The 24,134-nt window shown below is 58.7% G+C and carries 19 protein-coding genes; 8 read left to right on the top strand and 11 right to left on the bottom strand.

Annotated elements, in window-relative coordinates; genetic code table 11:
- Positions 1-133: 133 nt before the first annotated feature.
- Entirely contained in the window at positions 134-1,300 is a 1,167-nt protein-coding gene (locus IVA79_RS31270) for an alpha-hydroxy acid oxidase (protein ID WP_247560383.1), read from the bottom strand.
- A 1,377-nt stretch (positions 1,301-2,677) separates the two neighbouring features.
- Between IVA79_RS31270 and IVA79_RS31265 the strand changes: the two genes are divergently transcribed.
- The 3 genes from IVA79_RS31265 to IVA79_RS31255 all read left to right on the top strand — a co-directional run bounded on the left by IVA79_RS31265 (position 2,678) and on the right by IVA79_RS31255 (position 5,194).
- A complete protein-coding gene (locus tag IVA79_RS31265; RefSeq protein WP_256465673.1) occupies positions 2,678-3,436 on the top strand; it encodes a class II aldolase/adducin family protein in 759 nt (252 codons plus the stop codon).
- Between the two features lie 397 nt (positions 3,437-3,833).
- Entirely contained in the window at positions 3,834-4,502 is a 669-nt protein-coding gene (locus IVA79_RS31260; RefSeq protein ID WP_247560379.1) for an NAD(P)-dependent oxidoreductase, read from the top strand.
- A gap of 425 nt (positions 4,503-4,927) precedes the next feature.
- Positions 4,928-5,194, top strand: coding sequence for a hypothetical protein (locus IVA79_RS31255; protein ID WP_247560377.1), 267 nt, complete (start codon positions 4,928-4,930; stop codon positions 5,192-5,194).
- Between the two features lie 309 nt (positions 5,195-5,503).
- Here the strand turns inward: IVA79_RS31255 and IVA79_RS31250 are convergent, their stop codons facing one another.
- The gene (locus tag IVA79_RS31250) at positions 5,504-7,132 is read right to left on the bottom strand and encodes an ABC transporter substrate-binding protein (RefSeq protein WP_247560375.1); all 1,629 of its coding nucleotides are present in this window, start codon (positions 7,130-7,132) and stop codon (positions 5,504-5,506) included.
- An 886-nt stretch (positions 7,133-8,018) separates the two neighbouring features.
- Here IVA79_RS31250 and IVA79_RS31245 point away from each other — a divergent pair.
- Entirely contained in the window at positions 8,019-8,780 is a 762-nt protein-coding gene (locus tag IVA79_RS31245) for an SDR family NAD(P)-dependent oxidoreductase (RefSeq protein ID WP_247560393.1), read from the top strand.
- 99 nt (positions 8,781-8,879) lie between these two features.
- Here the strand turns inward: IVA79_RS31245 and IVA79_RS31240 are convergent, their stop codons facing one another.
- From IVA79_RS31240 to IVA79_RS31230, 3 genes are read right to left on the bottom strand one after another with little or no spacing between them, the layout of a single operon-like run.
- Positions 8,880-9,260, bottom strand: a complete 381-nt coding sequence (locus tag IVA79_RS31240; RefSeq protein ID WP_247560373.1) for a cupin — start codon at positions 9,258-9,260, stop codon at positions 8,880-8,882.
- 44 nt (positions 9,261-9,304) lie between these two features.
- Entirely contained in the window at positions 9,305-9,997 is a 693-nt protein-coding gene (locus IVA79_RS31235) for a DUF2848 domain-containing protein (protein WP_247560371.1), read from the bottom strand.
- Positions 9,998-10,015: 18 nt separating this feature from the next.
- Complete coding sequence (locus IVA79_RS31230; protein ID WP_247560369.1) at positions 10,016-11,215, bottom strand: FAD-dependent monooxygenase; 1,200 nt, start codon at positions 11,213-11,215, stop codon at positions 10,016-10,018.
- A 438-nt stretch (positions 11,216-11,653) separates the two neighbouring features.
- On the opposite strand from IVA79_RS31230, the gene IVA79_RS31225 reads away from it, so the two are divergent.
- From IVA79_RS31225 to IVA79_RS31215, 3 genes are read left to right on the top strand one after another with little or no spacing between them, the layout of a single operon-like run.
- Positions 11,654-13,339, top strand: a complete 1,686-nt coding sequence (locus IVA79_RS31225) for a long-chain-fatty-acid--CoA ligase (protein ID WP_247560367.1) — start codon at positions 11,654-11,656, stop codon at positions 13,337-13,339.
- Complete coding sequence (locus IVA79_RS31220; RefSeq protein ID WP_247560365.1) at positions 13,336-13,716, top strand: zinc ribbon domain-containing protein; 381 nt, start codon at positions 13,336-13,338, stop codon at positions 13,714-13,716. The genes IVA79_RS31225 and IVA79_RS31220 overlap by 4 nt, the downstream gene beginning before the upstream one ends.
- 5 nt (positions 13,717-13,721) lie before the next feature.
- Positions 13,722-14,897, top strand: coding sequence for an acetyl-CoA acetyltransferase (locus tag IVA79_RS31215; protein WP_247560363.1), 1,176 nt, complete (start codon positions 13,722-13,724; stop codon positions 14,895-14,897).
- 535 nt (positions 14,898-15,432) lie between these two features.
- Here IVA79_RS31215 and IVA79_RS31210 read toward each other — a convergent pair.
- Positions 15,433-16,215: a crotonase/enoyl-CoA hydratase family protein gene (locus IVA79_RS31210; protein ID WP_247560361.1), complete on the bottom strand. Its 783-nt coding sequence runs from the start codon at positions 16,213-16,215 to the stop codon at positions 15,433-15,435.
- 137 nt (positions 16,216-16,352) lie between these two features.
- On the opposite strand from IVA79_RS31210, the gene IVA79_RS31205 reads away from it, so the two are divergent.
- Positions 16,353-17,243, top strand: a complete 891-nt coding sequence (locus IVA79_RS31205; protein WP_247560359.1) for a LysR family transcriptional regulator — start codon at positions 16,353-16,355, stop codon at positions 17,241-17,243.
- A gap of 188 nt (positions 17,244-17,431) precedes the next feature.
- Here IVA79_RS31205 and IVA79_RS31200 read toward each other — a convergent pair whose 3' ends face one another.
- The 5 genes from IVA79_RS31200 to IVA79_RS31180 all read right to left on the bottom strand — a co-directional run bounded on the left by IVA79_RS31200 (position 17,432) and on the right by IVA79_RS31180 (position 24,128).
- Positions 17,432-18,787, bottom strand: coding sequence for a Glu/Leu/Phe/Val dehydrogenase (locus tag IVA79_RS31200; protein ID WP_247560391.1), 1,356 nt, complete (start codon positions 18,785-18,787; stop codon positions 17,432-17,434).
- A gap of 339 nt (positions 18,788-19,126) precedes the next feature.
- Complete coding sequence (locus tag IVA79_RS31195; protein WP_247560357.1) at positions 19,127-19,960, bottom strand: NAD(P)-dependent oxidoreductase; 834 nt, start codon at positions 19,958-19,960, stop codon at positions 19,127-19,129.
- Positions 19,961-20,138: 178 nt separating this feature from the next.
- On the bottom strand, positions 20,139-21,530 hold the full coding sequence (locus tag IVA79_RS31190; RefSeq protein WP_247560355.1) for a PLP-dependent aminotransferase family protein: 1,392 nt from the start codon (positions 21,528-21,530) through the stop codon (positions 20,139-20,141).
- 35 nt (positions 21,531-21,565) lie between these two features.
- On the bottom strand, positions 21,566-22,999 hold the full coding sequence (locus IVA79_RS31185) for an NAD-dependent succinate-semialdehyde dehydrogenase (RefSeq protein WP_247560353.1): 1,434 nt from the start codon (positions 22,997-22,999) through the stop codon (positions 21,566-21,568).
- 229 nt (positions 23,000-23,228) lie between these two features.
- Positions 23,229-24,128 (bottom strand): dihydrodipicolinate synthase family protein, encoded by a 900-nt coding sequence (locus IVA79_RS31180; RefSeq protein ID WP_247560351.1) that lies wholly within the window; start codon positions 24,126-24,128, stop codon positions 23,229-23,231.
- Positions 24,129-24,134 lie beyond the last annotated feature (6 nt).

The raw sequence follows: 24,134 nt of genomic DNA, 5'->3' as shown, positions 1-24,134 counted from the left end.
ATCTGCCATCGATTCACTCCCAACGATCAGCTCATGCCAGGCTGTATCGCAGACCAAGCTCACGACCGCGAGGTGGGGGCCTCGTGCCGGTTACCATCATGTGATGCTCAAATTTGCATCTTTTGTGTTGGTATTAGCTACCTCTTCGCGGCATGACAGCCTCTTTCCGCATCAAGAACTGCGGGCTGAGGTCAACGAGCCGCGTTGCGCCGATCTGGGCCATGCTAATGTCGATCTCGCGGCGGAAGATCGCCAATGCCTTTGCCGCGCCGGCAATTCCACCCGCCGTCACGCCATACAACGTCGGGCGCCCCTGAAACACAAACTTGGCGCCCATGCAAAAAGCGATCAAAACGTGAAGGCCACGGCGAACACCGCCATCAAGCATAACAGGCATTCTATCACCCAATGCATGGCAAATCGTCGGCAGCACCTCTAGCGGTGATGGCGTGTTGTCGAGCTGGCGGCCGCCATGGTTGGACACGATGATGCCATCGATACCAATCGAATGGGCGCGCAAGGCATCGTCGGGATGCATAATTCCCTTCAGAACGAAATTGCCCTTCCACAGCTCACGATAACGTTCGACATGCTGCCAGGTCATCGGCGCGGGAAATTGGGACCAGACGAAATCCGCTACCTTCTTGGCGCTCGCATTGGGACCTGCATACCGCGTCCAATTGTCGAGATACGGCCTTCCGTGCTGCAACCACTCCATCATCCACGCCGGATGGCACAGCGCTTCGAACTTTGTCTTCCAGGTCAGCTTTAGCTGGGCGCCCCAGCCGCGCCTGATGCTGCGCTCGCGGTTGGAACCTACCGGCACGTCCACGGTGAACACCAGGGTCTTTAGCCCGGCGTCTCCTACTCGCTTGATCATGTCCTCGGAGATAGATGGGTCAACGGCCGAGTAGATTTGATACCAGCCGTGGTCAGGTGCTAGTTTCCCGAGATCTTCGATCGTGCTCGAGCTGACGCCCGACATGATAAAGGGTACGTTCGCGTCGCGCGCCGCCTCTGCCAGCATCATATCAGCGCCGCGGCGGCACAGGCCCGCCGGTCCGGTCGGCGCTATGCCGACCGGGCTTGAATAAGTGCGGCCGAAAAGCTTCGTTGACTGGTCGCGTACGCTGATGTCGATCAGGTAGCGCGGGACGATGCGCATCTGTCGGAAGGCCCGTGCGTTAGTGATTAGCCCGACCTCGTCGTCAGTGCCGCCCTCGATGAAGTCAAAGACAACTTTGGGTAGCCGCTTCTTAGCCAGCTCGCGCAGGTCGTCGACATTTACCACACCTTGCATCTCGCCCCATGCCTTTCAGCGGGTTTGTTTTACTCGAGCGATACACGCATTCCCATTCTGTTCAGCCGCGAGGGCAAGCGTGCCCTCTGAGCTGATCTCTTTCTGAAATCGCGATCGCGATCCTGGAGGAGACCAGGCGGGCAACCCTTGTGTGCTCATCGCCATTTCCCCGCTGGGTAGGCCATGCCGCCGACTACCAGGATGCTGCAACGACGCTCACTGGTCCAGCCAGCGGTTGTCGGCGAAGTTGTAGCCACATGCCGCCGCTCGGGATTGGCCGCAGGCCCTTCTGATTGCTGACGTGGGCGTCCAGAATGCTTGAAAACGCCGGAATACACACGCCGGAGCCACCGTCAGCCCGCTGTAGCCGAATTTCCGCACATCCCGAGGCCAAAGCGGGGGGATCGGATCGATATGTCGCACTTTTTGGGATACTGACACAAGCGGCGGGAGCTTTCCGCCAAATAGAACCCCCTTGGACGCAGTGGATTGTCGAATTAGCCGTCTCGAATGCAGATTTTCGATTTAGATCTTGGGAGACCGTTTCCGATCGGCGATAGGGACGCGTCCCGAATTTGTGGTGAGACGAAACAGCGAAGGTCAATTAGATAGCGCACTCGCGAAATAGTGTTGGGCGCGTGTTGCGGACTCATCGCGCGTTTGCGCCATCGGCTCGCGTCACCACGGCCGCTAGTTTCCGCGGCGCAGCGGCAAAACCTGCCTCATCGTCACTTGCGATAGCCACCGCATATTTTGCGGAAAATCTACGAACACCCGCCTAGATAATGACAACAATCCAGCGGGCCTCCAGCACGCGCCCTTCCCCCTTTGTATATCGGAAGCCATCTTTTGGAGCTGGTTTGCGCTCAAACCTTCGGTCATCGCACATGGGCCGACCTCCTCGGAGCAATCTTAGCAAATAGTGGACGCACGGGCAGAGGCAAAAACTTCGTTGCACGATGCGCGTGTGAAGAATTTAAGCGCCGATGCGCCCTTCCCTGCATTAATCAGGATATTGAATCCTGGTACACTGCGCGAAGATCGGATCTAGGTAATTCCTAGGTAATTCAACGTCAGACCCGATGGTGCCGGAGCAACTAGCGACCGCCGATCCCAGCACCAATCCACGGAACTGCAGCCGCATGCCTAGGATCGATATAACGCCCATCCGCGCCAATCGTTTTGGGCGAATGCGTGCGCGGCACCTTGCTCAACTGCAGCCATTGGTACGCCACTCACTCTCGTGGTCAGGACACTTACAATACTGGTGCCTGCCGCTGTGAATGTCTGCTGCTTGATGACAATGTCCGTGCTGAAGTACTACCTGCTGCAACTCATTTCCTTTAGCCAAGTGACAAGTAAACAGGATCCAGCGTGATGAATAGAGTCGCTCGAGATAATGGCGTTAACATGACTGACGCCGAATGGCAGGTCCGCTGCGACTTGGCTGCAATGTATCGGATGTGTGAGCTCTATGGTTGGACTGACTCGATTTATACCCATCTATCGATCCGCGTGCCAGACGAGCCGCACTGCTTTCTAATCAACAATTACGGCGACCTATTCGGCGAAGTTACTGCATCGAGCCTTGTGAAGATGGATCTCGAGGGCAACGTCTATACCGATAGTGGAGCTTTCAACCCAGCAGGCCTGGTAATCCATAGCGGTATCTATAGGGCCAGACCCGACGTAAACTGCGTCATTCATACGCATAGTCTGGCAGGCACCGGGGTTTCAACGCTGAAGCGGGGGTTGAGGCCTATCAGTCAAGACGTTCTCGAGATCTACGGCGAATTAGCTTACCATGAGTATGGTTCGATTGGTCGTGAGGAGGGAGATGCGCTGGGTTTGACCTCTCAGAACGGGGACTGTCTTATTCTGCGCAACCATGGCCTGCTTACGGTCGGCGCTACTCATCAAGCCGCGCTCCTAAGAATGTACCTACTATCCCGCTCTTGCGAAGTTGAGGTTATTGCACGCAGCTTCGGTGAAGAGCCGGCGGCCATCGATCCCGGAGTGGTTGAGGAATTCGTTAGTCACGCCAAAACCCGGCATGCATCTTCCGAATGGGGTACGCTTGAATGGCGCGCGGCGCTGCGCCAGATTGAAAGTCGGGGCACAGATTGGCGGCAGTAGCTGTCAAATGAAAAACGATGGCCAAGCCTGAGCGACCGATCAGGAGGCAGAAGGAGCTGGCAGCATGTAGAGCGGCTTCATTCATGGAGTCGCTCGTTAAATAGCGTGCGGCGGAAGTTGGTAGTTCGTGATCGCATTCGCGCCAGCATCGATTTCAGCAGCCCATCTATCAGCGATGGGGCGCCTGTTGAGGGTGGCAGTATCGCGAACTGGGCCAAAGAGAAGTTTGACCAGCGCGAAGCACCGAAACTCAAAGCAGCGGCCTTCGCCCGTTTCACGAATTCGACTATCCCTAGATCGACGCCTCATGCAGGATTAGAGAGCTTTGCACACGAAGCGGGGCGGAACCTACGTCCGTCTCGCTTTCTTGAAGCTCCGTCGCGCAATAGAGGAAGAGATGTCCTGCGGAAAACACCCAGCACTTACAATCGTGATCAACCACGCTGATGCGGAAGACTATGCCCGACTAATCGGGGCACAATTCCCACAAGTGCGGGCCATCGTGGCGCCAGACCTTGATCGTCTATATCAGCACATTAGCGAGGCGGACGCCTTGATAGGTTTTCGCTTTCCAACCGAAGTGTTGAACCACGCTAAGAAATTGCGTTGGTTTCAGTTTTTAGGTGCGGGGTTCGATTCCGCATCGCTCTTTCGTGAAGATGTCTCCAATATAACGGTGACGAACATACCCGGCATTCATGGTGACAATATCGCAGATTACGTCATGGCTGGTGCTGTTATGCTACATTGGGATTTTCGTAGGGTTTTGCGCGAACAGGCTGAACGAAAATGGAATCCACGTTATAATACACCACTGGCTGAAATGACGCTCGGCGTAGTTGGGTTGGGCCTAGTTGGTAAGACTATTGCTCGTCGGGCCAAGAGCGCGGGAATGACAGTTCTGGGCGCAAGGCGAGACGTTTGCGCCCGGGTAGAAGGTGTGGATCAGGTGTTTGGCTCTGATCAACTTAAGGATCTGCTTGCGCTTTGCGACTTCGTGGTTCTAGCTTTCCAGCGACGCCGGAGACGGTCGGGCTCATTGGCGCTGCTGAAATCGCAGACATGAGGCGCGGGTCTTTTCTTATCAACGTTGCAAGGGGCAACATCGTCGTGCAGTCGGAGCTGATCGACGCTCTGCGAGCGGGAACAATAGCGGGCGCGATGTTGGATGTGTTTGAGCGGGAACCACTTCCGCATGACAGCCCGCTCTGGGAAATGCCGAACGTAATCGCAACGCCGCCTCTGATCGTTATTCGGCACAAGCTCAATAACCACACCTCAGATTACTACATTTTGTAGTGTCATTCCCTTTAAAAGCCTCTGAATGTTCTCCGCAATGATGGGAAACGCCCGCATCGCATAGCGTGTCGGATTACCCGAGATGTGCGCTATTCTTATCCTTGAGGGGAACAAGAGACCTCAAGAACCAATCGAACCAAAGTAGTGTCTTGTGACCGGCGGTGCGAGCGGCCTCGGAGTGGGCACGGCAAGATGCTCGCCAAGTCTGGGGCGACCGTCGCTTTGAATTTCCTGCCGGACGATCCACGCGGACCACAAGCCGTCAAGGAACTGAGTTTCAGTCGGGAACGTCATGCGGCGCCGGGCAACGTGAAAGATGCGGCCTCGGCTGAAGCCCTGGTCTCTTACGCGGTGTCCGCGCTTGGCCGGGCTGGATCTCTCGGTGAACAATGCTGGCGTCCCGGTGTGAAGCAGCCTCTCCCAGTTAAGCACATTGATCTCATAACGGATGAACTCTAGGCCACGCTGCTTGACGTGAACCTGCTCGAAGGCTTCCGGTGCAGCAAGGCCGCCGCGTCAGCTTTGAGAGCGCCGAACGGGTCGATTGTCAACGTGGCTTCGACGTTCTGCCCGAGAACCGCCTCCGCGACGTCCCAGGCAGAATTTCGGTGCCGACGAATACCACTACCGAGACGAAGACGAGCGTCAGGATCGCAGTTGCGATCCTAGCGAAGGACGAGATGCAGCACCGCCCTAGTCATGGTCGTTCCGTCGCTCGCGCTGTGCCGGCGCTCGTTTGGCGGCGCTCAGAGGTTACTGCAACCGCGTTCACTGGTCGAGCCAGACGTTTTCGGCGAAGTTGTAGCCCATGATGGGGCTGATCGCGATTGGCCGCAGGCCCTTCAGGTTCCTGACGTGGGCGTCGAGTGTGCTGGAAAACACCGGGATGCACACGCCGGAGCCCTCGTGCACGAGGCGCTGCATCTCGCCGTACATCTCGCGACGCTTGTTGTCGTCCGCCTCGGCGCGGCTTTCGAGCAGCAGTTTGTCCAAGCGCTCGTTGCGGAACACACTCTCGTTCCAGGGCGCCTGAGACTGGAAGTTCTGCGTGAAGATGACATCCGCGCTCGGTTTCGCGGCAGCGCTACCGTAGAAGATCGGATGTTTCATCCAATGGCTCGTCCAATAGCCGTCGCCCGGCACGCGCTGCAGGTCGAAGTTGAGCCCGATCTGGCGGGCGGTCTGCTGCACGAGCTGCGCGATCTCCTCTGAATTGGGGGCCGCCGGCGAGACGACCATCGGGAAGGTCTGGTTCGCGAACCCGGAGCGCTGCAGATGGAAGCGTGCCTTGTCGAGATCGAATGGTCGCTGTGGCAGGCCCGGATCGTAGAAGCGATTGCTCGGGTCGACCGGCTGATCGTTGGCAATCACTGCGTAGTCGCGGTAGACCGCCCGGCGAATCTGCTCGCGGTTGAGCAGATACTTGACGGCCAGCACGAAGTCCGGATTCGATCCGGGCGCAGTGTCGAGCTTGAGGGTGAGAGGGTTGTAGCTCCCCCCCTTGGTCTCGAACAGAGCGAGATTCGGGGCCGACGTGATCCGTTGCACCGAGCGCGGAGTGACCCCGGTGATGAGATGGACCTCGCCGGAGAGCAGCGCGTTGATACGCGCCAGCTCATCCGCGATGCCGAACATCTCGATCTCATCGAGATAGGGCTTGCCCGCCTTGAAGTACTCGGTGTTGCGTACGGCGATCGAACGCACACCAGGCTGGAACTCCGCGCACTTGTAGGGGCCGGTGCCGTTCGCAGTGCGGAAGTCTGTGGTGCCGTCCTTGACGATGAGGAAGCCCACGACGCCGGCCGCGGCGAGGATGACCGGCAGGTCGACATTCGGCCCGGAGAGGCGGATGCGCACCTCGTGCGGTCCGGACGCGGTGATCTCCTCCATCTGCTCGGCGAAAATGCGGAAGCCCGAGCCGAGCGCCGGATTCCTGGGCCGCCGCAGTGAGTAGACGACGTCGGCGGAGGTCAGCAGGGAGCCATCGTGGAAGCGCACGTCTCGACGCAGCTTGATGTTCCAAACCGTCGCTCGCTCGCTGGATGCGACCTCCTCGGCGAGCGCAAGCTGCGGGGTCAGGGTCTCATCGAGCACCGTAAGCCCGCTGTAGAACATCCTACCGCGGGACCAGTCGGTCCCCATATACCCCTTCGCAGGGTCGAGCGTCTCGACGGCCGAAGTCAATCCGCCCACAACCCTGATCTTGCCACCGCGGCGCGGGGTTTGCGCATGTGCGGTCTCGGCAAAGCTCGCGGTGGTGCCGGCAACCGCTGCCGACATGCCGGCCGCCATCAACATCCTGATCACGTCGCGACGCGTTGCGCCACGCCGGAACGCGCTCGCAAGACGCAGGGCCTCGGCAGAGCCAATCACAGGCGCTCGAAAATCAAAAGTCATTTTGCCCACTCCTCCCCACTGTTGCGCAAATCCTTGAGCGTCATGCGAACTCCAAAGACTCTTCGGTCAGTGCTCGCGCGCTTGAAAACTGACACTCCGACGGGGAGGTTTTGCACCGAAATGTGCCATGGGCGCGCAGCGATCTAACGGCCGAACCGTTTGAGATGCAGTTTTTCGCCGCCACCAACGGAATGGTTGAGCATCCAGGGAAGTTCATCTGCTGCGGGCGGGTCTAATCGCAAGCACTGCCGGCTGTAGCGGGGCGACCAAATGAGGCGCCGCGTTGATGGCAAGCTTCGACAACAAGCCTGCTTGATCCGCGACGGTCATCCGACAGAAGCGTCCCCCGGTGTATTAGCGTCGATAACCCAATTGCACGGTCTGTCACCTTCAACTTTCGGACTGACCGTACGCTGTCGGTCGGAAGCTGCTCCTCTCGATCGGTGGCAAGTTCGAAATGCTCAAGCAGGGTTGTACGGGAGGGTTGGACTTGCTCTGATGCGGGCGCTTGTGCTCGCTCGATAGCAGAAATTGATCCACGAGCCTCTTTTCCAGGAGCCGACCCGTCGCGATAGCCGCGGCACGAACTGAATCCGATGACTGACGCGAGATCATTGCCGATTTCTCAAGGCGCGACCGCGGCGCTGTAGTGACAATCGCGACACGTCGACAACATTTCATAGGACATTTCAGGTTCCGCTTCAGTGAGCGGGCGCTGACTATGAACGAAAGGGTCGGGCAGCCGACCTCGTCAAGCGGCGGAGGTTGTGGCCACGGACAGAGCTTCAAAAGTGCAACAAAGCTGTTCGAAGTTTTCGCTCTGAGACACCGAGCTTTCAACGTATTGAAACGAAATCTTCGCGCCAATGTTGATCAGGAGGAATTCATGGATTTGAGCGGCGTTCCGGCAATCGTAACAGGCGGCGGTTCGGGCCTTGGGGCGGCAACGGCGCGCGCCATGTCGCGCAAAGGCGCGAAAGTGACCGTCATCGACATCAGTCGAGACAATGTCGAACGTGTCGCGGCGGAGATTCAGGGTATAAGTGCTGTCGCAGACGTCTCCAGCGAGGAACAAGTGAGATCCGCTCTGGACAAGGGCGAGGCGGCACACGGCGTGGCGCGCGTATTGGTCAACTGCGCCGGGATTGGCGGCGGCGGCAAGCGCACGCTCGGCAAAGACGGCCCCCACCCTCTCGACCAGTTCGCGCGCGTTATCAATGTTAACCTGATCGGGACGTTCAATGTGATCCGCCTTGCCGCACAGAGGCTCGCAGCCGAACCGACGCAAGCTGAGGAACGTGGCGTCTTCATCAATACGGCCAGTATTGCCGCCTACGATGGACAGATCGGCCAAGCCGCCTATGCTGCCTCAAAGGCGGGCATCGCCGGAATGACGCTGCCCATTGCGCGCGATCTCTCTTCGATCAGGATCCGGGTGAATACCATCGCGCCTGGCCTGTTTCTTACTCCGATGCTGATGGGATTGAGCGAGGAAGTGAGGGCCAGTCTCGCCAAGCAGGTGCCACACCCTGCACGGCTTGGCAGCCCCGACGAATATGCGGCCCTCGCGGTTCACATCGCGGAAAATGCGATGCTCAATGGCGAAACCATCCGGCTCGATGGCGCGATCCGGATGGCGCCAAGATGAAGCACGGAGAGCAATCTGGAGAAAGACGCCCCTCGGCGTCATCGCCGATCGGATAGCTCCTGATCGCGAGCGCACTTGCGCGCCGCGCCGCTACTGCGCCTAAGCAGGGTCGAAGTAGTGAATCTCCAGCAACAGGCAGCCACGCTCCGATTTAAATGGGCCGTGAAATGCGCCCGGCGGGCGGCAAGCATAGGTAAACGGAGCGAATCCCTGCCCACCCTTTCCTTGCTCGTCGTTTCCGACGGTGAGATCGCCGGACACCAAAAACACTTCCTCCCAGTATTCGTGAACGAATGGAGCGGTCGTGAACGTTCCCGGATCGAACTTGAGAAGTCTGGTGCGGCTGCCGCGACGGTGCGGCTCATCAAGCGCGCCCGACAATATCTTCTGCTTGATTCCTGACGGATAGTTAGTCGGGGTTTCCCATCCGGACTCCATGTCCAGCGTGTAAAACTCGTCATGCGATTTCTGTACGGGCACGATGAGGGCTCCTCTACTTAGTTCCAACATAAAAAGGCGCAACGTCAGCCAAGTACCGGCAACTGCTCGACCTGGTAGGTCTTCCGGATTGACCGACGAAGCCGTGGGTCGCTGAGCTCAAGTTCAAGCCCTTGCGCGGATCGGATTTCGCCATGCACAGCGAGCGTACCGCAAAACATCAACGTGCCATCGGAGAGCATTCCGCCGGCGGCATAGAGGGCAATCAGCTCCTCGGGTGGCCGAATCGCGGAAAGGGCTCCTTCCTGGTACAGGACGCGGTTTCCGTCGTTCACGGCGTACGAGCGGAGGATCAAGTCGTCCCAGTGTTCCTTGACGTCGTCGTAAGCCCAGAACTCGCTCGCTATCGGCTTGTCGCACATCTGCTTTGAGAGCGTGACCCCGATGGCTTCGGCCTCGCGGTCGGTGTGGTCGGAGCCGACCCCTACCCAGAGCCTTCCGCCGCTCTGGAGCAACAGGAATTCCGCCTCTCCGCTGGATGATTTGCCGATTACCTCGATCGTCTCGGCAATCGAGAGGCGCGAGGCCGATACACGGTAGAAGATCGGGACAGATCCCGGTCGACTGACTCCGATCTTCTCGAGCTCCGCGATGTGCGCTTCGAGCGCGACACGATCTCTTCCCGTCCATCCGGCGATCACACACCGGTTGATCGTGACGATTCGTGCTTCCCAACGTGCACTCCGAAGGAACCGGAGTGAGAGATCATGTGTCGCCATCTTTTCCCCCGTTACCGCTCATCCGAGCTCGGCCGCGCGTTTCAGGCTCGCGAGCATTGAAATTTTCATCAGATAGTTGCGGGCGAGTTCGGGATTTGCCGCCGTCCGCGCCATTTCCTCACGGAACGATTGTTGCTCGTAGGGATCCCGCGACTCGAGGTTCCGCTTGTTCGCGATCGTATGCTTCTGAACGTATTCCAGAGTCACAAGGCGGCGCTGGCGATCGTAGCGGTCGAGCTCGGAGAGATCTGCTTCGCGGCGCCAGACTTTCGTGAGCCGGCCGCAGAGGTTGACGGCATCATGGATGCCCCCGTTCATGCCCATCCCGCCAAGAGGGTTGTTGATGTGAGCCGCGTCGCCAGCAAGAAATACACGGCCTGACCTGAATGTCGCCGCCACGCGCTGATGCACGCGGTATAGCGTGACGTGATCTATCGGCGCAGTCGCAGCCATGGCGAAGTGCCGTGCGAGCGTGTCTGCTGCGTATTGTAGGGTTCCCGCTTCGTCATCCGGCACCTCCGGACCAATCGGAAACATCGCTCGCCACATGCCGGGCACCTTGAGCAGGAAGTACCATTGGACGGGGTCCGCCACATAGCTCACCGAGGCCAGATCGGGAAAGATCGTGAGAAAATCGAACTGAGTCGAGACGACCAGGAAACGCTCCAGCCAGGTGAACCCATCGAACGTGACGCCAATCGATTTGCGAACGGCGCTGCTGGCACCATCGGCACCAATCAGCCAGAGGCCCTCGTGCTGCTCTATCGAACCATCCGGCCTGCGGACCTTTACCGATACTCCGTCCTCCCCCTGGCGTGCTTCCAGTATTTCGGAGTCGAACTCGATGCTGAGGTTCGGATGCGTCCCGTATGCCTTGGCGATGATGCGTGTCAGCTTGTACTGCTCGCACTGCAGCCGGTACGGATAACCTGTGAGATCGGAAATATTACCGAAATCGAAGTTCGCGATGGGCCCCTCGCTGTTGCGATACTGGACTGTCGGAGCGATCAACCCTTGCGCAACAAGGTCTTTCGCCACCCCGATATCTTCGAGCATGTCGAGGGTCGGCGGATGAAAAGTTGACGCCCGGGATTCCGTGCTGAGATCAGATGCCGCTTCCAGGACGGTAACGGGGATTCCCTGCTTCACCAGTGTGGCAGCGGCCACCATTCCTACCGGACCGGCGCCGGCAATCAGAACCCGCTTAGCATCAGCCACGCTGTTACCTCACTTCTTCGAACAATGTTTCGAGAGCACCGCGCCCCTGCCGGGGAGCTATTCTCGCAGATTCCGCCCAAATACAAACTTTCAAAGCCGCTCCTTGCCAATCTCGAAATCTGCACCGCTTGTTTGACCACTCCTCCCCACTTTTGCGCAAAGCCTTCAGCGTCATGCGAACTCCAAAGACTCTCCGGAGCTTGCGCGTTTCAAACGTGACACTCCGGCGGGGAGGTTTTGCACCGAAATGTGCCAAGGGTGCGCAGCGATTTAACGGCCGAACCGTTTCAGATGCAGTTTTTCGCCGTCGCCACGGTGAGGCGATACGAAATACAAACTTTCAAAGCCGATCTTGCCAATCTCCAAATCTGCACCCCTTGTTTTCAAATTTGCTTGCTTTCAGGTGGAAGCCTCTCGCTGTAGGATTTTCAGCAGTTCATGACCTGCAAGGCCTTCTTAATGACAGACACGGCTCTCCGTCGGCGCGATTTCACCAGAACGTTCGCGCTTTCGCACTCGACGCTGACAGACAATCTTCTGGTCACGTCGGCGCGTTTCCCCGATGTTGCAGCTATCCATTTCCTGGGCACCTCGATCTCCTACAGCGACTTTCATGGAAAAGTGGAGCGCCTGGCCGGCTGGCTGCAGAAGCACGCGGGACTGAAACGCGGCGACCGCGTCGCATTATTGATGCAGAATTCGCCACAGTGGCTGATTGCCTGCTATGCGATATTCCGCGCCGACCTTGTCCTGGTACCGATCAGCCCGATGAACCGTGAGGTCGAGGTTGCGCACTACCTTCGGGACAGCGGCGCACGCGCAATGATTGTCGCGCAAGATCTGGCGGAAATCGCCATTGCAGCCAGCAAGAATTCGGAAATCGGCACGCTAATCGTGGCGACATATTCGGATTACCTTCCTAAGGAGACCAGGTACAAGCTCCCCGACTGGCTATCTGCCGGACGCACCAAGGTGAGCGGCTGCAGTATCTGGATGGACCTGATCGATGCGGGATTCTCGCCTGAGGCGCCGTGCGCGGGAGCGCTCAGCCTCTGCGCGATGCCATACACTTCTGGTTCAACTGGCAAGCCGAAAGCCTGCATGCACACTCATCGCAGCCTTGGGCATAATGCCACCGGACTGACCTTGTGGCATGGATTGCGGCCCGGGGACGTCTCTCTTGGAGCGGCGCCGATGTATCACGTATCGGGCTTCAACCACGCGGTGACTGGTCCTGTCTATGCCGGCGCCTCCATCGCAATTGTACCGCGATGGGAGCGCGACCTCGCCACGAATGTGATGGCTGATTACGGCGTCACCCACGCATCATTGGCTCCTACAGCTGTCATCGACTTGCTGACCAACACTCGGGTCCACGAATTCGACTTGTCGAGACTGCGCCGCATCACCTCGGGCGGTGCCGCAATGCCCGAAGAAGTGTGGAAACGGCTGAACGAGACGCTTGGGTTGCCCTTCATAGAGGCGTACGGCATGACCGAGACGGCGGCCACCACGCACCTCAATCCGATCGAAGATCCAAGACCACAATGCCTCGGCATACCGTTCTTCAACACTAGTGCGTGCATCATCGATGCTGAGAAGAGCCAGGAGCTTGCTATCGGCGAAATCGGCGAGATCGCCGTGCACGGGCCGCAGCTTTTCAGCGGCTACTGGAACCAGCCGGAAGCAACGCGCGAAGCCTTCATTGAGATTGACGGCCGGTCCTTCTATCGCACCGGTGACATCGGATATCGCGACGCGGACGGTTTCTTCTACATGACTGATCGCGCCAAACGGATGATCAATGCGTCGGGCCTGAAGGTCTGGCCGGCGGAAGTCGAGAACGTGCTCTACCAGCACGAGAGCGTGCTCGAGGTTTGCGTGATCGCCGTCAAAGACGCTTATCGCGGCGAGACAGTAAAGGCGCTGATCAGGTTGCGGGATAATGTGCGGGGTAGGATAACTGAAAATGACATCATCGAGTGGTCGCGCCAGCGCATGGCGGCCTACAAGTATCCCCGAACAGTGGAGTTCGTCGACTCGCTGCCGAAATCGCCAGCGGGGAAGATTCTCTGGCGCGAGTTGCAGGATCGGGAGAATGCAAAGGAGCTTGGTCTGCCATGAATGAAGCGCAACAGGTATCCGGCCCGGAGGAGGCCTATCAGCGCGCTCTCGACGCAGGCAGGCTGATCATCCAGCGCTGCGGCGAGTGCGACCGGTCGGTGTTTTATCCTCGCACCATCTGCCCTCATTGCGGTGCCAACAATCTGTCCTGGTTCTCGCCCATGGGAGACGGCCACGTCTACTCTACGACGACCGTCCGCCGGAGCCAGGAAGACGGCGGTGATTACAATGTCTGCATTGTCGAGTTGGCGGAAGGCGTGCGCTTGATGAGCAGCGTCCGGGGGATTTCGCCAGATCGTGTTATCATTGGTACCAAGGTCCGGACCAAGGTCGTCAAGATCGATGGCAAAGGCCTCCTGGTTTGCGAAGCGAAATAGGCATTATGGCTCGAGACAATCTACGCGGTGCGACTGCAATTGTCGGTGTTGGCATGGCTGGCTGCGGCGAAGCCCGCGGCTACAGCGAGATCGAAATCCTGGCGCAGGCAGCCCACGCAGCAATAAGCGACGCAGGCTTGCGCTTGCAGGATATCGACGGGCTTTGCACCGCCAATCTCAATGCCGCGATGTGGCCACTCAATGTCGCCGAATATCTCGGCCTTCGGCCTTCCTTCATTGAAGGCACGAATATCGGCGGATCCGCCTTCGTTGCGCACCTTCAGCCGGCCATGCTCGCGCTTTCCGCCGGTCTGTGCAATGCGGTGCTGGTGTGTTACGGCAGCACACAAAGGACTGCTACATTCGGGCGTAAGGCACGAGCGGCAGCGCGCAACATGCTCGATCCGGCACCGTTCGATGCGCCGTATCAGCCATTCAATCCACCCTCGAGCTATGCCCTCATCGCGGCCCGTCACATGCACGAATTCGGCACGACCCGCCAGCACCTCGCGGAAGTCGCGGTCTCGGCCAGATCGTGGGCGCAGCTCAATCCCGCCGCATTCAGCCGCAAGGCCCTGACGATTGACGACGTCCTCAACGCCAGAATGGTCTCCGATCCCTTTACCGTGCACGATTGCTGCCTCGTGACGGATGGCGCCGGCGCTTTCGTCATGATGCGCGCCGACGCCGCCAAGGACCGGCCCCAAAGGCCAGCCTATCTGCTCGGTATTGGCACTGCGGTCTGGCATCGTACTGTCTCCAACATGGCCGATCTCGCTGTAACGCCGGCGCAGGACTCCGGCCGGCGCGCTTATGCGATGGCGGGAATGCAGCCAAATGATATCGACATGCTGCAGCTCTATGACGCCTTCACGATCAACCCAATCCTGTTCGTTGAAGATCTCGGGTTCTGCCGCAAAGGGGAAGGCGGGCCCTTCATTGCCAGCGGTCTGACGCGGCCGGGCGGAAAGTTACCTATCAACACCAACGGGGGCGGCCTGTCATGCGTGCAGCCGAACATGTATGGCGTATTCGCAGTCATCGAGGCCGTACAGCAGCTCCGAGGCGCATGCGGCGACCGCCAAGTCGCGAACACAAATGCAGTCCTGGTCAATGGCAACGGTGGGAATGCCGCTTCCAGCCAGTCGACCGCCATTCTTGGAAGCTCGGCCACGCTTTAACAAAGCGTGGTCACAACGGATCTCTTCTACGGGACGGTTCAGGCGGCAGTGAATAGCGCCCCCTGGTCGCTCATCGTTGAAGAAGACTACCGAGCGTGCTCGATCGGAATGTATTCCTGACGAGCCGTTCACTTATTTGAGGAACGGAAGCTAGACTGAAGGCGGGTACCCCGGATACGGCCATCGTCCACCCATTGGCACTCGGATCGCACTGATGCTCGGCGCGACGGCCGCAAACACCTTTGGATTTTTTCCAGCCTATTGAATCAGGCAATCGCCTCTTGGGTCCAACGATTCGTCATCTGATGGCAGCCGATTTCGCCCCCAGCATTGACCTCCTCGATGCTGGCGCCGGAACGGCGCCTAAAGTCAGATGTATGGGAGAGCAAGACTGCACGGACTAACCATCTCGATAGACATCGGAGACATGCTCGCAATCTCTGCCGAAGACCGCGCCGCGGGTGCGTGGAAAAAGCAACACGGCTAATGTTCTCACAACCCTTCAAAGCACGCTTCGGCTGTCGGCTATTGTCGATCAGCCCCGTCCCGCGGGCTTCGTTCTCTTTTCCAGAAACTCCCTCAAGCGTTCGACGGTCTCCGGCGGCCTCACCATCGCCGTATTCAGGTATTCCATGAACAATCCGTCGTCGTGCGAGAGGTCGTTCATCCGCGGAAGTACGTTGGTGATCTGCCAGTTCGTTTGGGGCGTATTCTGCGCAATTTTGGATGCCAAGCTCTTCGCTTTTTCCAGCGCTCCGCCCGCATCAACAACGTACTGCACCAGTCGGACCTCTCGCGCTTCTTCGGCCGTGAGCATTCGCCCAGTCAGCATCAGGTCAGCCATGGTAGAGTAGCCAATAATCCGCTGGATACGTACCGAACCGCCACCGCCAACGAAAATGCCCCGCTGCCCTTCCGGTAGCCCGAAGATGGTCGTCTCGTCCGCGACACGAATATGCGCCGCTGCCGCCAGTTCGAGCCCGCCACCTATCGTGGCCCCATGCAGCGCGGTGACGAACGGTATCGTTCCTCTTGCAATTAGGTCAAAGGTCGTGTGCCAGATGTAGCGCTTGCGCTTTCTAACCGTGGGTGCATCCGGACGCAACCGTTCCGCTAGTTGCGCAAGATCGAGCCCGGCGGAAAAGTTTGGCCCATGGCCGAAGATCACGCCAGCATCCGCATCGTCGCCGGCACGTGCCACCGCCTCGCCGAGCGCTCGCAGGACATCGTCATTCAGCGCGTTCCGCTTGTTGGCTCGATTCAAGCCGATGATCGCGATATTACCCTCGAGCTCGTAGGTCACGAGTTCAGACGACATGACAAACCCCAAAACTACGTGCTTACTGCAAAGCAACCGACGACCGTTTCCAGCGAGTGCAAGGCTAGTTGGCAGCTCCAAGTTCGGCTATACTTAAATTTGAAAAGATGCGGTTCAGATTCTGACCGACGAGGAAAATGGCTTGCCGATTCGAAGTTGATGCGTTGCTGTTGTTTTCGGAGGTCGTTCGGTCCGGAAACCTGACGCGCGCCAGCGATTCAACTGGTCTCTCCAAGGCGACGATCAGCCGCAGACTAGCTTCTCTCGAAGAGCAGGTCGGTGCGCTGCTTCTGAAGCGCAACTCCCGCGGCCTCGCACCGACGTCAATAGGTGCGCGCCTTCTCGACTATGCGCAGCGGATTGATACTGAGGTCAAGGAAGCGCGAGTAGAAATCGACGAACTGCAGTCCGGCACCCGCGGCACGCTGCGGGTCAGCATTCCGATGGAATTCGGCAATGCCTGGCTCGGCAAAGCAGTTGCAGAATTCGCACTTGAGTACCCCGATATTTCCCTGATCGTGGCGGCTAACAATGGCATGGTTGACTTGGTTCGGGAACAAATTGACATCGCCATCATTCTGGGAAAGCTACCCGATTCCAGGCTCATTCACCGAAAGCTGACGTCGCTCAGACGTGCCGCCTATGCCTCCCCGAACTATATTGAGAGGCACGGCATGCCGAGGACACTTGAAGAGCTGTCCCAGCATCGCTGCGTCGTCACCGAACTTCAACAGCGAGATGGCGTCTGGACATTCCTGAAGCGTGCGCAACGTCGGCACGTCGAAGTGGCCGGCCACACTACCGTCGCCAACATCAGTCTTGTGCGCGAGCTTCTACTTAGCGGGGTCGGAATCGGCATCCTGAATGACGTTATGTGCGTGAATGACCTCAAGCATACGCGACTGGTCCGCGTGTTGCCCGATTGGGAAAGTCCTCCGCTTCACACTTCGGCCGTTACGCTGAAGCGCACCTTGGTACCCAAGCGGAATCGTCTTTTCCTCGACTTCATGGTGCGACGGTTGCGTTGACATCCTCCCCGCGCTCTGGGTGCCCGAAAACACTGCGCTAAAGTTGGATTCATCGAATTGCGTGGCCATTGCTGTTTAGGCGCGCTCTGGCCAGCGATAGGGGTGCCGCCCGACAGCTCTCCGGCGAACGAGAGGCGAGAGCTCGCTCCGATGCCTTACACGTTGCGTCTTGCTATTCTCGCGAGTGCTCAGATGCCGATCGCTTCGTATGCTTCAGCGACCTGTCGGATGGATGCGACATAGGCGGCTGTCCTGTAGTCGCCGAGCTCCGGCTGCTCCTGGAGCAAATCTGCGATGCGCGTCCAAGTGCTGCGCATGACATCCTCAAGTCCGGATCGAACAAGGTCGATTTCTGCGCCTCCTTCAAGGAATTCGTGGCGCATGTCAGCTGGAATCTCCTTGCCGGTCATCTGTTCTAGAGCTGCGGCGATGGTTCGATTTCGCCTTTCTCTACGCCGACGTTCCATCAATCCGAAGGGGATGCGCGTCAGGTTCTTCGCCCACTCGAAGTAGCTGACAATGACGCCGCCGGCGTTGACGTAGAGATCTGGAAGGATTGTCACTCCGCGAGAACGCAGCATCTTATCAGCTTCGAAAGTGACAGGGCCGTTGGCGGCTTCTACCAGGAGGTGAGCTTTTATACGGCCTGCATTTTCCGAATGAATTGCACTCTCCATTGCCGCAGGAATGAGAACATCACAGGCTAACTCAATGCCTGTCATGTCGCCCGAGACGGACGTTGCGCCAGGAAAGCCCAGAATGCTGCCAGTTAGAAGCTGGTGCTGCTTCAGCAGTTCAACGGGGAGCCCCTTCGGGTTGGCGACATAGCCATCCCGTTCCGCAACGAGGATCACGCGGGCGCCGTCCTCCTCCGACAGGAACTTGGCGGCGTGATAGCCGACATTCCCAAAGCCTTGGACCACAACAGAAGCATTTTTTAGATTGCGCCGGCCATTCAAACCTGGGCCGCGCAGATCGCGAAGATAGCTCTGGATCGCAAACTGCACGCCCCTGCCTGTCGCCTCAGTGCGACCGGCAATCCCCCCCTTGGACAACGGCTTTCCAGTTACGCAAGCTCGTGCATTCACAACGTCGGTCGGATTTGCGCGGCGGAATTCATCCATCATCCAAGCCATTTCCCGCTCGCCCGTCCCTACGTCAGGGGCCGGAACGTTGACACCGGGACCGATTAGACCGCGCTTGTTGAGTTCCTGCGTGAAGCGGCGGGTAATGCGCTCGAGCTCCTGCGGCGTCCATTCGCGCGGATCAATCTTCAGAGCCCCTTTGGAGCCGCCAAAAGGCACGTCGACCAGTGAGCATTTAAGCGTCATTAGTGCAGCAAGCGCCTCCACCTCTTCGGCATCTGCATTCGGTACGTAGCGAATGCCACCCTTTACAGGTTCAGAGTGCTCGCTATGAACTGATCGCCAACCGATAAAGCTGTACATCCGACCGCGCAGTCTCACGCCAAAGCGCACCGTGTACGTCGAATTGCATTGAATGATCCGCTCCGCCAAACCCTCAGGGAGATCGAGAAAAGTCATGGCGCGGCGGAAGTTTTTGTCAACGCTCTCGAGAAACCCAGTAGAGTTGGCCGACATCACACCTCCCTCGGTGCCGTCGTCACGATTTCGCATGTACTTCTCTCTTTACAGATATGATTGTTTAAGCCGGATCGCCGATCCCGCAGTCACCAACCACCGGCCGCGGTGACTACGTTGAAACAATCGTTTCCCATCCGGTCGAGCACTCCGTGACGGAGGGCACATGCTGCGCCGAGGGCGCGCTCCGGCGAATACGCTGTCCGATTGAACTTGTTCATGTGACCACACCACTCAAAGCCGATGACGCTACAGTGAGTCCACAACTCGCATTCTGGTGCATCAAGTCTCTTGCTCCTTCCGCAGGTGCGTCATACGGCGCAACATCAACTCAACAATTCCAAAGAGCTCGCCACTGAGATGTTCTCTGCGGCCTAGTGCGACCTCTGTTACGCCACCGGGCGTCGAGCGTTCACTTTCGGCTCGTTGGGAAGACATGTTGCTGCCGAGCGATCGCCTCACCAGTTGTTTGAACAGGATGTCTTGGAGATCATCCTTGAATTGAATCGGGAGCCGCCCCGCCTCCAGACTTTTCTCGACCGTTCGCGACAGGGCCGATCTCAGAAGCGTCAGAAGCGGGCCAGCAAGAAGCGTCGTAAGATCATAAAGGGCTTCTTCGTCGATCCATGTCACCGGTCCAAGCAACTCTGAAGCTGCTCTTGCCAAATCCAAGCGGTGATCCGCCAAAGCGGATGCATCTAAAAGTCCAATGCATGCGATTTCGCCGCCGCCCGGCGGGATGGCCGGACTCAGTCGAACGACCAAAGCCTGTGATAATACTTCTCGGACGCGTTGGACCTGCGAGTCGATTCCTGATGCAAATATGACTCCATTGAAGCTGCGCCAACGCTCGTGTGAAGGAAGGCGTAAAAGAGCTTGATTCGGTATAGCAGAAAACAGCACGTCAACTTCAGCGAGACGATCAAAGCTCACTGGCAAGTAGGTTCCTGCAGTAATGGCGCGCAGCTGAGCACCATTCTCGTGTCTCCGGCTCCAAAGCGGCACATCCAGCCCTAGGGATTTCAGCCGACTTGCCAAGGCTGAGCCAAGCCTTCCCGCGCCTAAAATGCCTAAGCGGTGGGAAAATTCGGCGCATACGTCGTTGGCCATGGTCATTCAATAGACCTCAAGGAGGTAAAGGCGGAATCGAGGTCTGGGCAAGTCGGCGATCATGTTCCGGCGTGCACCAAGCCGGCCTCGCCGGTCATCTCATAGTTCAGCTCGGAGCACGGCCGCTGCTGCTACAATTCGCCCGCTTCAGCCTACACCCAGGACGGACCGCATCGATCAGCGGTTATGCGACAGAAACAACGTTCACCGGGTGGCACCTCAGGATATCGTAAAGAGTCTGAAGGGCATTAGAGAGCTCTTTGGTGTCTTTCGGCGCACCAAGGCAGATGCGAACTGCGCCGGGTTCAGTTTCTCCCACCGCGGAAGCAATGCGGGGGGTTACAAGAATGCCGCGAGCCCGCGCAGCGGCCGCAAGTTGATCTGCGGACCACTCCTGTGGCAACGGCAACCAGCCGTAGAAGGCTGGAAACTGAAGCCTTTCGGCCTTCGGAAACACGTCCAGAAACACCCGATACCGCTCGAGCGCCTGCACGCGCCGCTCACGCAGAAGTTCTTCAAGCTTGCCACTCTCAACCAGCCGCAACACTGTCTCGCCCAGCATCGGAGTGACGAACCAAGCGGATGCGTGGAGGAGGAGCTCGGCTTGCGCGATGTAGGCCTTCGGAGCTGTCAATGTGCCGAGCCGGAACGCTGGTGCAAGGCATTTGGAATAAGACGTGACGTAGAAGGTGCGGCTTGGTGCCAAAGAGGCGATCGGTACAGGACGCTCGGCGAAGAAAAAGCCGTAGACATCATCCTCGATGACGGTGAGATCAAGCTCCTCTACAACTTCGGCGATACTGTGCCGACGAGCAAGACTCATGGTGCGAGCCGTCGGGCTCTGCAAGGTCGGCATGCAATAGAGCACCCGCGCTCCGGACGTGCGGCAGGCCTGTTTCAGCTCCTCCGGATCCATCCCCTCCCCGTCCATCTGCACAGCGACCAAGTTGAGGTGACTAGCAGCGGCGATGGCTTTGAACCCAGAATAGGTGTACGCATCCACCAATATACTGTCGCCGGGCTTTGCCACCAGGCGCAGGGCGACGTCTATGGCATGCTGAGCACCATTGCACAGGAACAGGCGTTCAGTTTCAACCGCGAACGCTGTATCAGACAACGAGGCTGCGATGATTTCGCGGTGTCTTCTGATGCCGCCGTGTGGATGATAGCCCAGCAAAGGTGCAAGATCACGCTCGCGCACCACCTCGCTAAATAGCGCGGACAAGATCTGCGTTTCGCTTCCTTGGGCAGGCACATTCAACGCTAAATTGAGCACTTCATGCCTTGCTGATGCCACCTCGGCACTGGCGGCGGAACGCCGCCGGACAAAAGTGCCCTGCCCGACATGGCCGCTGACGATGCCGCGCTGCTCGGCTTCCTGATAGGCTTTGCTGACGGTGCCGACAGAAAGATTGAGCTCTCGTGCCAAGTCACGGTGGGGCGGCAGACGGTCGCCATCAGACAGCCGTCCGTTAGCGATGTCCTGCTCCAGAGCACCGACGAGGGCGAGGTAACGCGGTCCCTCGGAGGCGAGTTTCCGCGGCCGCCACCCCGAAAATGTACCATCCAAGCTCACCTGCCGCGCTCCTTTCTCATTCCTCTCATCACCAGCTAGGCATGAAGATGACCGACATACTTTCTTACAGTGTAGGATTCCAACCCCTCGATGCCGCCTTCGCGGCCCCAGCCGCTGTCGCCGATTCCTCCGAATGGCGTTTCTGGGATCGTCACCACCATCTGGTTGATGCCGATGACGCCCACCTCCAGCTCGCCTGCGATCCGATTGGCAATAGCGGCGGAACGGGTGAAGGCATATCCGGCCAGACCGTACGGCAGGGCGTTCGCCCGTGCGATGCCCTGCTCTACGTCATCAACAGGTTGTATCAGTGCAAGCGGGCCGAATGGCTCCTCGCTCATGGCCCTCGCCTGGTCGGGCATGTCAGCCAGGATGGTAGGCTTGTACATCAGGCCCGTCGCCTTCAGCCGCTCGCCTCCGATTACAAGGCGGGCCGAATGTGATAAGGCGTCGGAAATCAGGTCATCCATGGCAGCGACCCGGCGAGTGTTTGCGACAGGCCCCACCGTGGTGTCCTTTTGCAGGCCATCGCCTACAACCTGTTTCTCCACGAACACGCGAGCGTGTTCGAGGTACTCTTCGTACACGGAGTGCTCCACGAAGAAACGTGTCGGCGAGGTGCAAACCTGGCCAGTGTTGCGCAGCTTGATGGCCATGGAGAGCTCCGCCGCTCGCTGAACGTCAGCGTCTTTCGCGACAATCACGGGCGCATGGCCGCCCAGCTCCATCGTGGCGAGCGTCAGCGTCTCTCCTGCCAACCGAGCGAGATGACGTCCAACCGGGGTCGATCCGGTGAAGGAAATCTTGCGGATCACTGGCGAGCGAATGAGGTACTCAGAGACGTCTGCCGGTACGCCGAAGACCACGTTCAGCACGCCTTTGGGTAATCCTGCATCGGTGAGCGCCCGTGCGATTTCGAGCGTGGTGCCGGGCGTTTCCTCAGCCGGCTTGATGATGCAAGTGCAACCAGCGGCAAGAGCGGGCGCGATTTTGCGGGCGGGCGTTACCGCCGGGAAGTTCCACGGCGTGAAGCAAGCGACGGGGCCGACCGGCTCCTGTGTGACTGTCTGGCGCATATCCCGCAGACGCGCCGGAATAACACGCCCATAGGTGCGCCGGCCCTCTTCGGCGAACCAGTCAAAAAACTCTGCCGCGGCGGTGATCTCGCCTTTCGCCTCCGCCAGGGTCTTACCTTCCTCCAAGGTTAGCACGGTTGCGATGTGCTCCACCCGCTCCCGCATGAGATCAGCCGCGCGGCGCAAGATCTGGCCACGTTCGTAAGCCGAAGTACGCTTCCACCCCTCAAAGGCTCGGCTTGCCGCCGCGAGTGCGCGGTCAAGCTCGGCCTTTCCGGCGTGCGGCAGCGTGCCGAGAGGCTGTTCGGTCGCAGGATTGAGAACGATCTCGCTCCCAGCATTGGTCTCCTCGATCCATTCGCCGTCGATGAGGAGTGCAAGTTTGGTATACATCTTTTATTCCTTGAACGAGGTGAATTGGGCTCAGATGCTAGTAGCCAAGCCCGCCTGCATGGGCCTTGCGTCGATGCAGGTATGAAACGAGTCGTTACGTCGGTCGCGCCATGCAATTCTTGATTTGCAGCCGCTAGTTATCTGCACAAAATCCACCTCTTCCGTCGTCGGCGCCGCCAAAAACCCTCGACCTCTCCTGCGATCAGATAGGACCGCAGGTCGACTCTCCTCAAGCGTTGGCCCAGCGAGCAAGTCCGGACTCGGCGATGATCTTCGCGATGGCCGCTTTCTGCTCGGCTGCCAACGGGAGCAAGGGCAGACGCGGGCCACCGGCGTCGCGGCCAAGCTGGCTCATGGTCTCTTTGATGGCGGCGTAATAGGCGCCGGACTGGAAGCAACGGTAGAAGGCGAAGACGTCGCGCCCGAGGGCATCCAACGCTTTATCGCCAGTGAGCGCCTTGTCCCAGTAGTCCCGGATCAACGGACCGGCGATTTGGTGCGCCATGGCGACGACGCCATGGGCGCCAACGGCGCGGGCCGGAACGATCATGGTCTCGTAGCCGACAAAAACACGAATTCTATTGCCCACGCGCTGCACAAGCTCAGCTACCTGAGTAATAAGGCCGGAGCTGTCCTTGATGGCGACCACAGTTGGCAGTGCAGAGAGCTGCTCTACAAGAGCCGGCGTGATGTCAACGCCCGCGCGGCGGGGGCTGTTGTAGAGCATCAGCGGCAGCGACGTGTTCCGGGAGATGTACTCGAAGAAAGCAACGATCTCACGCGGGCTCGGCATAGCGTAGATGGGTGGAAGGATCATGCCGCCTGCGCAGCCCGCAGCGACCGCTGACTGACACGCTTCCAGTACGTCTTCTACACGCAAATCGGCGACGCCTGCCAGTACTGGCACGCGCTTGGCCACATGATCAACCGTCAACTTGTAGAGCCGCGCGCGCTCGGCCGTCGTAAGTGCATAAAACTCGCCAGTGCTGCCAGCCGCCACGATGCCCTGTGCGCCATTGCTAATCGCTTCGTCGATGAGCGCCTTGTATCGGGGCTCGTTGATGGAGCCATCGGCTCCGAACGGAGTGACGAGAACAGGGAAAATACCGCCCCAGTTTGTACCGGTCATGATCTG

The organism is Bradyrhizobium sp. 138 (genome assembly GCF_023074075.1).
Taxonomy (GTDB): Bacteria; Pseudomonadota; Alphaproteobacteria; order Rhizobiales; family Xanthobacteraceae; genus Bradyrhizobium.
This window is presented reverse-complemented; position numbering and strand designations above follow the sequence as displayed.